This is a genomic window from Beijerinckia indica subsp. indica ATCC 9039, from assembly GCF_000019845.1.
Taxonomy (GTDB): Bacteria; Pseudomonadota; Alphaproteobacteria; order Rhizobiales; family Beijerinckiaceae; genus Beijerinckia; species Beijerinckia indica.
This window is the reverse complement of the sequence record NC_010581.1, coordinates 228,853-241,444: the sequence shown is the minus strand read 5'-3', so window position 1 is coordinate 241,444 and position 12,592 is coordinate 228,853. Positions and strand designations below refer to the sequence as shown.

10 protein-coding genes are annotated in these 12,592 nt (G+C 58.1%); 8 read left to right on the top strand and 2 right to left on the bottom strand.

Annotation, left to right across the window (positions count from 1 at the left end):
* Positions 1-11: 11 nt before the first annotated feature.
* The gene (locus BIND_RS21555; RefSeq protein WP_158304344.1) at positions 12-188 is read right to left on the bottom strand and encodes a hypothetical protein; all 177 of its coding nucleotides are present in this window, start codon (positions 186-188) and stop codon (positions 12-14) included.
* Between the two features lie 813 nt (positions 189-1,001).
* On the opposite strand from BIND_RS21555, the gene BIND_RS01010 reads away from it, so the two are divergent.
* The 3 genes from BIND_RS01010 (at position 1,002) to BIND_RS01000 (ending at position 5,348) form a co-directional block, all read left to right on the top strand.
* A complete protein-coding gene (locus BIND_RS01010) occupies positions 1,002-3,368 on the top strand; it encodes a DUF3141 domain-containing protein (RefSeq protein ID WP_012383216.1) in 2,367 nt (788 codons plus the stop codon).
* Positions 3,369-3,570: 202 nt separating this feature from the next.
* Positions 3,571-4,356: an enoyl-ACP reductase FabI gene (gene fabI / locus BIND_RS01005; RefSeq protein WP_012383215.1), complete on the top strand. Its 786-nt coding sequence runs from the start codon at positions 3,571-3,573 to the stop codon at positions 4,354-4,356.
* 2 nt (positions 4,357-4,358) lie between these two features.
* Entirely contained in the window at positions 4,359-5,348 is a 990-nt protein-coding gene (locus tag BIND_RS01000; protein ID WP_012383214.1) for a bifunctional enoyl-CoA hydratase/phosphate acetyltransferase, read from the top strand.
* A gap of 147 nt (positions 5,349-5,495) precedes the next feature.
* Here the strand turns inward: BIND_RS01000 and BIND_RS00995 are convergent, their stop codons facing one another.
* Positions 5,496-6,722, bottom strand: coding sequence for an acetate/propionate family kinase (locus tag BIND_RS00995; protein WP_012383213.1), 1,227 nt, complete (start codon positions 6,720-6,722; stop codon positions 5,496-5,498).
* Between the two features lie 316 nt (positions 6,723-7,038).
* On the opposite strand from BIND_RS00995, the gene BIND_RS00985 reads away from it, so the two are divergent.
* From BIND_RS00985 to BIND_RS00965, 5 genes are all read left to right on the top strand, one after another.
* On the top strand, positions 7,039-8,247 hold the full coding sequence (locus BIND_RS00985) for an L-dopachrome tautomerase-related protein (RefSeq protein WP_012383212.1): 1,209 nt from the start codon (positions 7,039-7,041) through the stop codon (positions 8,245-8,247).
* An 18-nt stretch (positions 8,248-8,265) separates the two neighbouring features.
* Positions 8,266-9,063: a DODA-type extradiol aromatic ring-opening family dioxygenase gene (locus BIND_RS00980; protein ID WP_012383211.1), complete on the top strand. Its 798-nt coding sequence runs from the start codon at positions 8,266-8,268 to the stop codon at positions 9,061-9,063.
* A gap of 84 nt (positions 9,064-9,147) precedes the next feature.
* Positions 9,148-9,492 (top strand): YtcA family lipoprotein, encoded by a 345-nt coding sequence (locus tag BIND_RS00975; protein WP_081433706.1) that lies wholly within the window; start codon positions 9,148-9,150, stop codon positions 9,490-9,492.
* Entirely contained in the window at positions 9,489-10,577 is a 1,089-nt protein-coding gene (mdtN, locus tag BIND_RS00970; RefSeq protein WP_012383209.1) for a multidrug transporter subunit MdtN, read from the top strand. The genes BIND_RS00975 and mdtN overlap by 4 nt, the downstream gene beginning before the upstream one ends.
* Positions 10,578-10,593: 16 nt before the next feature.
* Positions 10,594-12,576 carry an FUSC family protein gene (locus BIND_RS00965; RefSeq protein ID WP_012383208.1) on the top strand — a complete coding sequence of 661 codons (1,983 nt, stop codon included), beginning with the start codon at positions 10,594-10,596 and terminating at the stop codon, positions 12,574-12,576.
* The last annotated feature ends 16 nt before the right edge of the window (positions 12,577-12,592 follow it).

Genomic DNA, 12,592 nt, shown 5'->3' with positions numbered 1-12,592 from the left:
CTTCCTAATTTTCATCCACCACGCAAAGCAGGTGCCATCTTGCCGGACACATCAGAGCTCTGTGACCGACTGATCTCGATATCGTCATGCGCAGAAGCACGTTCGAAAGCAGCATCGTCAAAATGATCCGCCATGACGAAGCCACGGCGGGATGATGACGAGGTGACCATCGAAACCTTGAGTATCAAATGAATTCCCCGGACCATGAACAAGGCATAGTGCGTTCGATCCGGACCTCAAGGAAACTGTCTCTCTGAATATGCGGGAAGAAGGAGAGCAAGTTCGAACTCACATCCATTCCGCATCCAGATTTAATATTTTTATATTTGGCATCACCACGCCGAATCGATCACATTCGCCGCCCGCAACAGTGACATCATGATGACACGCGGCACGGCGTCGGGGTTACCCGCCTATCGAGCAAGATCGGTGTCGTCGGACCAGAAGGGAGCGAAAGTGTAAACCGCGTTCAGAACGGTCGGCGCCTTGCCACGCCCAGGGTAAGCGCATCCACGGCGACGTTCAAGCCGTAGAAAATGAGCAAGAGCCCCAAAGCAGTTTCGCCGCCATCAGATCACAAAAAAAATATATCCTATTGTTTTAAAACATTATTTCTATTTCAAACGCATGAGGCATCGGGAACAAGGACCCTGCTCCGGCCTGCTCCTGCGCAGCATGGGCCTTCGAGATTCACGCAAAGATGATCATGCCATGGAGGCAAAATGGCCAAGCTCCCGCTGGCTTCATGGATTTGCTAAAACTTTTATCCCTGCAATCTCTGTGCATAGACATTCCTGATTAGTTTTGTCATACAAAGAAAAACAAACATGTGCATTTATCAGATCATCGGGCTTGGTGGCTAATTTGGCCGCCGATGAAGAAGCCCATTCATCTCCTTCATGAAGGCGGATGCTCGTCTTCACGCACGTTAATACTCGCGATCTATTTGCTGATTTCGCCCGATAAACTGTCGATCGCTTCATCCTTGCCGGGAGACGCTCATGACGAACGAGAGACAGGGGGAAACCCCGGATTTTTTCACTAATCCCTTCACCGCTTTCTGGCCCACCGGGGCCAAGAATGGGTTCTCCATACCCGCGTTCCCCTCCGAGCTTTTCCCTTCGTTTTTGTCCCCGCGCGCTGTTCCTTCGCCTGTTTTTGCCCTGCAGGGTAAATCCTCGCCCGCGACGTCCTGGATCGATGCCTTCGGCCTGAAGCCGTACCAAGACTATTGGCAAGACGCCTGGCAGCGGTCGATCCTGTTTCTCGACATTCTGAGGCAAAGGGGCGACCAATATCTGGAACGCAGTCAGCGCGACGTGCCCCATGTCCTGAGCTTCGGGGCGGAATTGATCCTCGATGGACGCACTTTCGAGCGGCCGGTCAATTATGGGCTTGTGCGCATCATTCCGCCGCAAGGCGTCACGGTCGATCCCACCAAGCGCCCTTTCATCATCTTCGATCCGCGTGCCGGGCATGGCCCGGGGATCGGTGGCATGAAGCATGACAGCGAAATTGGTGAGGTGCTGAAAGCCGGCCATCCCTGCTATTTCGTTGGCTTCCTGCCGCAACCGGTGCCGGGCCAGACCATCGAAGATGTCTGCCGCGCCGAGGCGCTCTTCGTGAAGAAGGTTGCCGAGCTGCATCCGGACTCGGATCGTAAGCCGACGCTGATCGGCAATTGCCAGGCTGGCTGGCAGATCGCCATGATGTCCGCCCTCAATCCCGATTTGCCGGGACCGCTTTTGCTCGCCGGCGCGCCGCTTTCCTATTGGGCGGGCGTCCACGGTCGCAATCCCTTGCGCTATCTCGGCGGCCTCCTCGGCGGCACCTGGATGACAACGCTCGCGGGTGATCTCGGCAATGGCATTTTCGATGGCGCGGCACTCGTCGCCAATTTCGAACGCATGAACCCCGCCAATACCTATTGGAAAAAGAATTATAACGTCTATTCCAAGGTCGATTCCGAGGCGCCGCGCTTCCTCGATTTCGAATCCTGGTGGGGGAATCCCATCACCCTCAATGCTCAAGAAATGCAGTTCATCGCCGATGAACTCTTCGTGGGCAACAAACTGACCTGCGGCGAAATCGTCACCTCGGATAATGTGCGCGTCGATCTGCGCAATATCAAATCGCCGATCATCGTCTTCTGTTCCTGGGGTGATGACATTACCCCGCCGCAACAGGCGTTGGGTTGGATCACCGATCTTTATGACAGCCGCGATGAAATCGTCGCCAACGGTCAGACCATCGTCTACACATTACATGACAGCATTGGTCATCTTGGCATTTTCGTTTCGGGTAAGATCGCGACGAGAGAGCATGGCGAATTCACCCAGGCGATGGATCTGATCGATCTCATACCGCCCGGCCTTTACGAGGCGGTCATTGCCGACGTCGGTCAGGAAACGGCCAATCCCGAATTGATCGAAGGGCGCTATCTCCTCGTCCTGCAGCCGCGCAACCTGGATGATATTCGGGCTCTCGGCGGCAATGATCTCGCTGATGAGCGGCGCTTTGCCTCCCTCGCCCGCCTCTCGGACGTCAACCAGGGTCTTTATCGGACTTTCGCCTCGCCGGTCGTGCGCTCGCTCGTCACCAAGGAAAGCGCCGATTATTTGCGGCGCCTGCACCCCAACCGTTTGCGCTACGCCTTTTTCTCGGACCGTAATCCTTGGTTGCGTCCAGTCAAAGCTTTGGCCGAGCATGTCCGGGCCAATCGTCATCCCGTCACGAAGGACAATCCCTTCGTTCTCCTGGAACAGGGTCTCTCCAACACGATCATCAGCACGTTGGAAAATTACGGCCATTGGCGCGACACGTTGGAAGAAAATTTCTTCCTCACCTTCTATGGGTCCCCCACACTGCAAGCGCTTCTCGGCCTCGGCGCCGATCCCACACGCCCGCCGCGTCAGCTTGGCCGTGAAGTGACACGGGAAGCCATCGCCAATGCGAAGAGAGCCGCACTCGAATTCGCCTTCGACAAGGGCAGCACGGTCGAAGCTTTCGTGCGCGCCAGCATCTATATCCACCAACCGATCCCCAGCATAGACGAACGTGTTCTTGCCGCATTGAAGGAAGTGCGTCAGCTTCTGCCAACGGACAAGCTGACGTTTTCACGGTTCAAGGATATCGTGAAACAGCAACATCAGATCGTCCTGCTCGATGAAAAGCGGGCGTTGGCCACCCTGCCGCAGCTGTTGCCAGCGAGCCGCAAGGAACGAACTGATCTGTTCGAAGCTATCCAACGTCTCGTTCTCGCCGGCGGTCAGCTTCCAGAGGAAGCTCAGAAGCGCCTATTCGAGATCAAGACGCTGCTGAGCGGCGCAAAAGATCAAACAGAGGATCGGATTTCGGCGGCGGAATGATCCGCCGCTTGCCCCTCTCCTCCCGCCTGTATTCCCGGCCCCGGAACCGAAAAGAGATAATATCCATTTTGCCCTTGTCCGCGCGGCTCTGATCCGCGCGGACTGATTGTTCCTGCCTCGATTGGAAAAGTCGCGCGGTTCTGCCGGACTTGCCTCAATCACAATCGACTTATCCCCTTCCAAAGACCTATTCGGAGGCGAGATGTTTGACCCCTCAATCATAACACTGAACGGCAAGAAGGGGCTGGTGACGGGCATAGCCAATGAGCATTCGATTGCTTACGGTTGCGCCAAGGCCTTCCGTTTTCTCGGCGCCGATCTCGCCATCACCTATCTGAACGACAAGGCCAAGCCTTATGTCGAGCCCCTGGCCAAGGAGCTGGAAGCCGCCCTCTTCCTACCGCTCGACGTCAGCGTTGAAGGGCAGCTCGAAGCGGTTTTCGAGGCAGTTGAGAAACAATTCGGGCAGCTTGATTTCGTTTTGCATTCCATGGCCTTCGCTCCGAAAGAGGATCTGCATGGACGCGTGGTCGATTGCTCGCGCGAGGGCTTTCTCAAGGCCATGGATATTTCCTGCCATTCGTTCATCCGCATGGCGCATCTGGCCGAACCCTTGATGCCGAATGGCGGCACTTTGTTCACCATGACCTATTACGGCGCCCATAAGGTCATCGAAAATTACAACATTATGGGACCGGTCAAGGCGGCGCTCGAGGCGGTCGCGCAGTATCTTGCGGCCGAACTTGGACACAAAGGCATCCGCGTGCATTCAATTTCGCCGGGCCCCGTCAAAACCAGAGCCGCCTCAGGCATTACCGATTTCGACAAGCTCCTCGAAGAAGCCGCCGAGCGCGCACCCGCCGGACGTCTTGTCTCGATCGATGATGTGGGCCTCGCGACAGCGGCGCTCGCCACAGATGCCGCCCGTCTCCTCACCGGCGACACGCTTTATGTCGATGGCGGCTTGCATATTCTCGGCGTGGGGTAATCATGACACAGAATGAAAGCAAAGAGAGTGTTTCCGTCAATGGCAACACTCATGAAAAATATGAAGCACTGATTGCCCGCTGCAAAGATCTCGAACCGGTCACGATCGCGGTCGCGCATCCTTGCGATCATACCTCGCTCAAGGGCGCGATCGATGCCGCCAATGCCGGCCTGATCCATCCCTTCCTTGTTGGGCCGGCCGATAAGATCCGCCAGGTCGCCGCGGAGGCATCGATTGATCTCGGCCCCTACGAAATCGTCGATACGCCCCATAGCCACGCGGCCGCCGCCCGGGCCGTCGAGCTCATCCGCGAAGGCACCTGTGAATTGCTCATGAAAGGCAGCCTGCATACAGATGAATTGATGAGCGAGGTGGTGAGCCGAGACAAGGGCCTCAGAACCGAGCGGCGCATCAGCCATGTGTTCATCATGGATGTGCCAACCTATCCGAAACCTTTGTTCATCACCGATGCCGCCGTCAATATCGCGCCCGATCTCGAAACCAAGCGTGACATCTGCCAGAATGCCATCGATCTGGCGCATGTTCTTGGCGTGAAACAGCCGAAGGTCGCGATCCTTTCCGCCGTCGAGACGATCAATCCCAAAATCCCCTCGACCATCGAAGCCGCCGCGCTCTGCAAGATGGCCGATCGCGGTCAAATCAAGGGCGCTTTGCTCGACGGTCCGCTGGCATTCGACAATGCCATCAACAAGGAAGCGGCCGAAACCAAGGGCATCAATTCTCCGGTTGCGGGGGACGCGGATATTCTCATCGTGCCCGATCTCGTGTCCGGCAACATCCTCGCCAAGCAATTGACTTTTCTAGCAAGTGCCGATGCGGCCGGCATAGTGCTCGGCGCCCGCGTCCCGATCATCCTGACCAGCCGGGCCGATAATGTGCGCACCCGCCTCGCGTCCTGCGCGGTGGCCGCTCTCATGGCCGCCGCGAGACGCAGCGGGACGAAAGAAACGGCGGGCAAGCCCACCGTCTGATCACATCACCCTCGATATTTGATCATGCCATACCAAAGGTCGTGAAGAACGACCTTTGGTTCCTTTCTTGAATTTTCGCTTTTTCAAAGCGAGAGCGAAAATTCAAGAGCGGTCCAACGGTCATTCATTATGACCGTCGGACCGCTATCAGGAATGATGTTTCAACTGCCGCAACAGCCGCAATGTATGCAGGCCGATCATACGTTCCTCATCCGTCGGAATGACAAAGATCGGCACACGGCTCTCTTTGCCATCGATCCGCCGGCCCTTGTTGCCTTGCCTTTGATGACTTGGGGCCGGCGCTTCATTAGCAGCAGGATCAAGAGCGAGACCAGACCAGCGTAAATGCTCGATGACGCGGGCACGCACTTCCGGTGCGTTTTCGCCAATGCCCGCCGTAAAGACAAGGCCATCAAGCCCATAGATGGTGACCGAGAGACTCGCCATGGCCTGGGCCACGCGCAAGCAGAAGAAATCAATCGCCATTTTGGCTTCGGGGCGATCGCTTGCAAGCAAAGCACGGACATCATTGCTGATGCCGGAGAGACCCAACAGGCCACTTTGCTTATAGAGCATCGTGCCCACTTCCGCCGGCTTCATGCCTTTCTGCTCGATCAAATGCAGCACGACACCAGGATCCAGCGTTCCCGACCGCGTGCCCATGGGCAAGCCGTCAAGCGCCGTAAATCCCATCGTCGTTTCGATGCTCTTGCCCTCATGGAGACAACAGACGGAAGCACCTGAACCCAGATGGGCAATGATCACACGGCCATGGGCAGTGTCCGGCGCGATATCACGCAGCGCCGCATGCACATATTCATAAGACAGACCGTGGAAACCGTAGCGCCGGACCCCCTCGTCATAAAGCGAGCGCGGCAATGCGAAACGATCCGACAATTCCGGATGGCCAAAATGGAAAGCGGTGTCGAAACAGGCGACCTGCGGAAGGTCGGGACGGCGCTGGCGCAAAACGCGAATCGGATCGAGATTGCCGAGCTGATGCAAAGGCGCCAGCGGAATGAAGGTTTCGAGCGTCGCCATCACCTGATCATCGACCAGAACCGGTCTGGAATAGACAGAACCACCGTGCACGACACGATGACCGATGCCAATGATCACATAGTCCTTGATGTGTGGCGTGAGCCAATCAGCGATCGCTGTTTGCGCCTGCTCCGTGGTCGAAATCTCCGCCACGGCATAATCATGCTCCACCAATATGGTGCCTGCGTGATCCTTGACCTTGAGACGGGGCTGACTGCCGATTCCATCGAGCGCCCCGCCCATGACGAGGTCAAGATCATCGCCATTGACGCTATAAAGCTTGAATTTAATGCTGGAGCTGCCAGCATTGACGACGAGAAGAGCTTGGGTCATGAAATCGAGACTCCCACCGGCTGATGTTTCGTAAAAGGCCGAACAGGCCGAAGACGCGAGAGGATTCGCGCTATTTCAGGAGATTCCTCATTCTTGGAGTTCCGACCCAGCCCGTCAAGATCGCACATTCATCACGCCTTGAGCCTCACCACCGAGTTCCGCGCGACGAGACATAAGCAGGGCTTGTCAACCGGTCGGATCGACTATTGACTAAAGTCATGACCGGCAAACACATATCCTCAGCCCTTGTCAGAATTGAAGATGATTCCTGTTGAAAACGGATAGCCTCCCTTCCTGCTGATCATGGAGCTTTTTCATGACATCCAGACGTGAGCTTCTTTCCGCGACGCAAAGCGTGACATTGATGACGATCGCGGCAAAATCCCATCCGATGTCCTCCAGAAATGCGCGCCCATCAGCACACTCGTCAATGCTCCGTGTGCTCATTCTGCTGCTCAGCGCGCCGCAGGTTTGCGCTGTCGCGGCACCAGCGGCGAAAGAGGCAGCTCCCATCCTGGAAGTGGCCGCGACATCACCCACCCATGCCTGGAATGGTGTCGCCGTTGCCAATGATGGCCGGATCTTCGCCAGTTTTCCGCGTTGGGACAAAACAACGCCCAGCGTGGCCGTCATCGGACCGGATGGCGCACAGACGCCTTATCCCGGCGATGGCTGGAATGAGTGGAAGCCGGGTGAGGATCCCGCTCGCCATTTCATTTCGATCAATTCCCTCTTTATTGATCGAGACGCAAACCATCTCTGGGTGGTCGATCCCGCGACCCCGCATTTCGGGGGTATCGTCCAGGGCGGGCCGAAACTGGTCGAAATCGATCTCGCGACCGATAAGGTCGTGAATGTCTATTCCTTCGATCTCGCCAATGCGCCGGCAAACAGCCATCTGAATGATGCACGCGTCCTCGGTGATCATGTTTTCATCACCGATTCCGGCACCGGCGCGCTGCTGGTTCTTGATCGGACAACCGGACATATCCGAAGACTCCTCGCCAAGAGCCGACTCACCAAAGCCGATCCCTCGATCATTCCCCATGTGGATGGCCATCAACTCGCCGGCCCGACCGGCAAAATCCCGCAGCTCAATGCCGATCAGATCGAGCTTTCCGCCGATCGCAAGACATTGTTTTTCATGTCTCCCTTCGGCCCCAATCTCTACCGCGTGGCTCTGGCCGATCTTCTCGATGAATCACTGAGCGATTCAGACCTCGAACAAAGGGTCAAGGTCGCTCGTCATGTCACGCCCGTCGGCGGTCTCGTCATCGATCGCAACAATGTGCTCTATCTCTCGGAGGTGGAGACCCATTCCATTCGCGCGGAGGCCCCCGATGGTCATACGCTCTGGACCATCAAGGATCGGCGGCTCGATTGGCCGGATGCCTATTCCATCGGGCCCGACGGGACGTTCTACATTGTCGCGGCGCAGGTCGATCAGCTTCCAGGCTTCAACCAGGGTCATGACGGGCGCAAGCCACCCTATTATATGTTTCGTTTCAAGCCGAAAGCGCCTTGAACAAGGACAGGATCCATCATGAACAAACCTGCTTGCCAGCCGACGTTCTTCATCCCGCATGGCGGCGGGCCCTGCTTTTTCATGGACGATCCCGCTGGCACCTGGACCCAAATGGCCGCATTTCTCCGTGGCCTGCCCAAAACCCTGCCGGAGCCGCCGCGCGCCATTCTGGTGATTTCGGGCCATTGGGAAACGCAAGGTTTTGCGACAACCGACAGCGCTAAACCGGATCTGCTCTTCGATTATTACAATTTTCCACCGCATACTTATGAATTGCGCTATCCCGCGCCCGGCGCCCCGGCGCTTGCCGAAAAAGTGGCCGATCTCTTGAAACAGCAGGGGTATCAGACCACGCTCGACAAGACACGCGGTCTCGATCATGGCGTCTTCATTCCCTTGAAAGTCGCATTTCCCGAGGCCGATATACCGGTGGTGGAATTGTCACTCGATAAAGGCCTCGACCCGGCTCTGCACCTTGCCGTCGGCCACGCTCTGGCGCCGCTCCGAGATGAAGGCGTGCTGATCCTCGGCGCAGGGATGAGCTTTCACAATATGCGCGGCTACGGCGATCCGAAGTTTACGCAGCCTTCACAAGCGTTCGATCAATGGCTGCTCGAAACCGTGACCGCTCCCGCCGATCGGCGCGCGGAACAGCTCACCCATTGGGCCGAGGCGCCCGCCGCCCGTCTCTCGCATCCGCGCGAGGAACATCTCCTGCCCCTCATGGTTGTAGCCGGGGCCTCCGACAAACCCGGAACGCGCGTCTATTCGGAAACGGTGATGGAGACGGCACTTTCCGGCTTCCGTTTCGATTGACATCAGCGGCTTCAAAAATCATTGGCGACCCAGCGAAATTCAGCTTAAGCTAGGTAACCTTTAGTTTACTATGTTGACGTTCTCATGCCGCCTGCATCCGCTGGAATGCGCGCCGCCGTTCCTTTGCTGCAGCGAGGGGAGAAGGCGCCGGTTTCAAGCCTTTTGAAACACACAGGTGTCTTGAGCATAAGCGTCATTCTATCCGGTTGTTCACTCGATGGCGCGGCGGCTTTCGAAATTGCCGGCGCCTATTTCCCCGGCTGGATGTTTTGCGCGACGCTCGGCATTTTCGGCGGCTGTTTCCTGCGGCTGTTGTTCATTCGCCTGGGGCTCGATGAACGTATTCCCTGGAAACTGTTCTTCTATACAGCGTCGAGCCTCATCCTGACGCTGCTGTCCTGGCGCCACTGGTTCGGGCCCGCCGCATGAAAGCCGCAGGTGCCCCGAAACGCGGTTTGCTTATCCGCATCATCGTCCTGGCCGTGATCGGCTACGGCCTTTTCCTCGCGTGGCAGGCCTATCGGCAAGACAGGGATTTTCCCTATTCCGATGATGCCTCGCTCGATGCCGAGGTCGTGCATGTCGCAGCCTCCGTCGGCGGACGGCTGCTCAACCTTCCGGTGCATGAAAATCAAGCCGTGCGGGCGGGTGATCTCCTGTTCGAACTTGACCCCGTACCCTATCGGCTGGCGGTGGAACAGGCCAAAGCCGATCTCGATCTCGCCAAAGCCGCGCTGGCGACACGTCGCCGGGTGATTACAACCGAGACCGCCGCCGCCAATATCGCCAAGGAACAGACGACCCGCGCGAAGACCAATTATGAATTGGCCGTGCGCACGGCGGAACGGCTGGCACCGCTCGCCGCGAAGAATTTCGTTCCCAAACAGCAATATGACAATGCCGAAGTGGTGCGGCGCGACGCGGCGACGAGCCTGTCGCAGGCACAGCGCCAGGAGGCCGCGGCTATCGCGGCAATCGGTGATACATCGGGCGAGGAAGCCGCCATCCGAGCGCGCGAGGCGGCGCTCGCCATTGCCGAGCGCGCCCTTGAAAATACAATCATGCGCGCGCCGCATGCCGGACGCATCGCCGGCCTCAAGGTCACCACAGGCGAATTCATCGCTCCGGCACAATCCCTGTTCACCTTGATCACGACCGATGAATGGTTCCTGATCGCCAATTTCCGTGAATCGCAATTGCCTGTCATCAAGGTCGGTGATTGCGTGACAGGCTATTCCATGATCGACCGGACGAAGCCCCTGCATGGGCGCGTCCAGGGCATCGGCTGGGGCGTTCTCGAAGCAAGCGGTCCGATTCTGCCACGCCAGCTCCCCTTTGTGCAGCGCTCCTTGAACTGGGTACGCGTGGCACAGCGTTTCCCGGTCCGCGTGCATCTTGAGGAGCCGCCGGAGGAACTCATGCGGATCGGCGCCAGCGCCAGCGCGCAGATCCGCTATGGCGCCGCCTGTCAGGGACAAGAAAACGAGGGGAATGATGCCGCGGCACATTCTTGAAAGAAAGGCGCTCTGAGTGGCGGCGCCTAGCCTTGCAAGTCTTCTCACGCCTTTTCCCGGCCGGCTCGCTTTCGCGGCCCGGCTGGCCTTGACCTGCGCCCTGACGGTTCTGATCGCCGAAACTTATGAAACGCTCGAAATCGCGCTCTCAGCCTATATCGTCTTCTTTCTCACCAAGGAGGACCGGGTTTCGAGCATCATCATGCATATTAGCGGGCTGATCCTGATCACATTGATCATTGGCCTCATCTTCCTGCTCGCTATTCTGGTGATCGACCAGCCGGTCTGGCGCGTCACCACCATGGCCTTGATTTCGTTCCTTGTCCTGTTCCTCGGTTCGGCCTCGAAACTGCGGGCCATCGCACCGATCCTGGCGCTCGTCGTCGCCTATGCCCTCGATCTTCTCGGCCTCATTCCACAAGGTGAGCTGGCAACGCGGGCGCTGCTGCATGCCTGGCTGTTGATCGGCGTACCGGTGTTTGCAGGGCTCATCGTCAATCTCGGCCTCGGCACGCCGCCCCGGCTGCTCGCCGAACGCACCTTTGTCGCGCGCCTGCGAGCGGTCGCCGCCGTGTTGCGCGGGACCGGCAGCACTGCGCAGGAAAGGCTCGAAAGCCTGCTGCATGACGGCAATGCCGCCCTCGCGAAATATCTGAATTTCGCCAGGATCGAGCATACATCCACCGCAAAGGATCTCGCCGCCCTGCAAGCGGCGGCGGCTTCAAGCTTCCGGCTGATGGCGCTTACCGACAGTTTGGCGGCTTTGCCCAGTCCCCCGTCCTCTCCCGAAGATAGGGACAAGCTTGCCGCGACCGCCGAGGCCATGGCGGCGATTTTCGAGACGGGCCGCTATCCGATTGACATCGAAGCTTCATTGCCGAGCGATGCCGCCCCGGTTCTCGCTGATATGGACGGGACCTTGCAGCATTTCACGCTCGCGCCGCCAGAAGCCAAGGCCCAAAAGCCCAAACCCAAACAAAAATCGGGCTTTTTTCTGCCTGACGCTTTCAGCAATCCCGCTCACGTCCGCCATGCGCTCAAAACCACGGCGGCAGCGATGATCTGCTATATTTTCTATCTGCAGATCGATTGGTCTGGCATTCATACCTGCCTGATCACCTGCTACATCGTCTCGCTCGGCAGCGCCGCCGAGACGGCACGCAAAATGATGCTGCGTTTCATTGGCGCTGTGATCGGCGCGGCCCCTGGCATGCTGATGCTGGTCTTTGTCATGCCGCATCTCGAATCGATCGGCGCCTTGATGATCCTCGTCTTTCTCGGAGCCTTCGTCGCCGCATGGGTGGCGGCGGGCGGCGAACGCATCGCCTATGCCGGGTTCCAGATCGCCTTCGCCTTTTTCCTCAGCGCCATCCAGGGCTATGGCCCGGGCTTCGACCTGACGGTGGCGCGCGATCGCGTCATCGGAATTTTTGTCGGTAATCTTGTGATGTATGTGATGGCGACACAGGTCTGGCCGGTCAGTGTCAGCCAACGCATCGGCGAAACGATCAAAGCCTCTCTGCGAGGATTGCGGGACATGGCGAAATCCGCGAGCCAGCCGGAATGGAATACCGGCGCTTTGGCCGCGCGGAACGCGCTCACGACACTCGAAGATGAGATCGAGCTGGTGGCTTTCGAGCCCTCCGCCCTGCGGCCTCGTGAAGATTGGATCGCGGCGCGGGCACAAGTGAGCACGGAACTTGAGACCACTTTTCGACTGCTCGCCCCCCTGACACCCGCCGATGGGCCCGCATCCTTGGCGGATTGCGCCGCTCAATTCGATCAGCTTGTCGGGCCTGCCAGCGCGGAAGAGGATCGTGTCGCCGCATCCGTTGAGGCTTCCCCTGGCACCAGTGCCGCACCAACTGGCACCATCGTCACGGACGCGGCCAGAACCGCCCTGCGCCAGCAGATCGACCGGCTGACACGCGCCCTGAACACGGCTTCCGATATCCCGGCCACGGGAACGATCCAGCAGGCTTCCCATGCGACGGTCTGATTTGGCTCGCCCCTTT

What these genes read in the sequence shown, in the direction of transcription:
- BIND_RS00995 (WP_012383213.1), bottom strand. Translation starts at nt 6,722, where the DNA reads ATGACCCAAGCTCTTCTCGTCGTCAATGCTGGCAGCTCCAGCATTAAA.
- mdtN (WP_012383209.1), top strand. Translation starts at nt 9,489, where the DNA reads ATGAAAGCCGCAGGTGCCCCGAAACGCGGTTTGCTTATCCGCATCATC.
- fabI (WP_012383215.1), top strand. Translation starts at nt 3,571, where the DNA reads ATGTTTGACCCCTCAATCATAACACTGAACGGCAAGAAGGGGCTGGTG.
- BIND_RS01010 (WP_012383216.1), top strand. Translation starts at nt 1,002, where the DNA reads ATGACGAACGAGAGACAGGGGGAAACCCCGGATTTTTTCACTAATCCC.
- BIND_RS00975 (WP_081433706.1), top strand. Translation starts at nt 9,148, where the DNA reads ATGCCGCCTGCATCCGCTGGAATGCGCGCCGCCGTTCCTTTGCTGCAG.
- BIND_RS00980 (WP_012383211.1), top strand. Translation starts at nt 8,266, where the DNA reads ATGAACAAACCTGCTTGCCAGCCGACGTTCTTCATCCCGCATGGCGGC.
- BIND_RS00985 (WP_012383212.1), top strand. Translation starts at nt 7,039, where the DNA reads ATGACATCCAGACGTGAGCTTCTTTCCGCGACGCAAAGCGTGACATTG.
- BIND_RS01000 (WP_012383214.1), top strand. Translation starts at nt 4,359, where the DNA reads ATGACACAGAATGAAAGCAAAGAGAGTGTTTCCGTCAATGGCAACACT.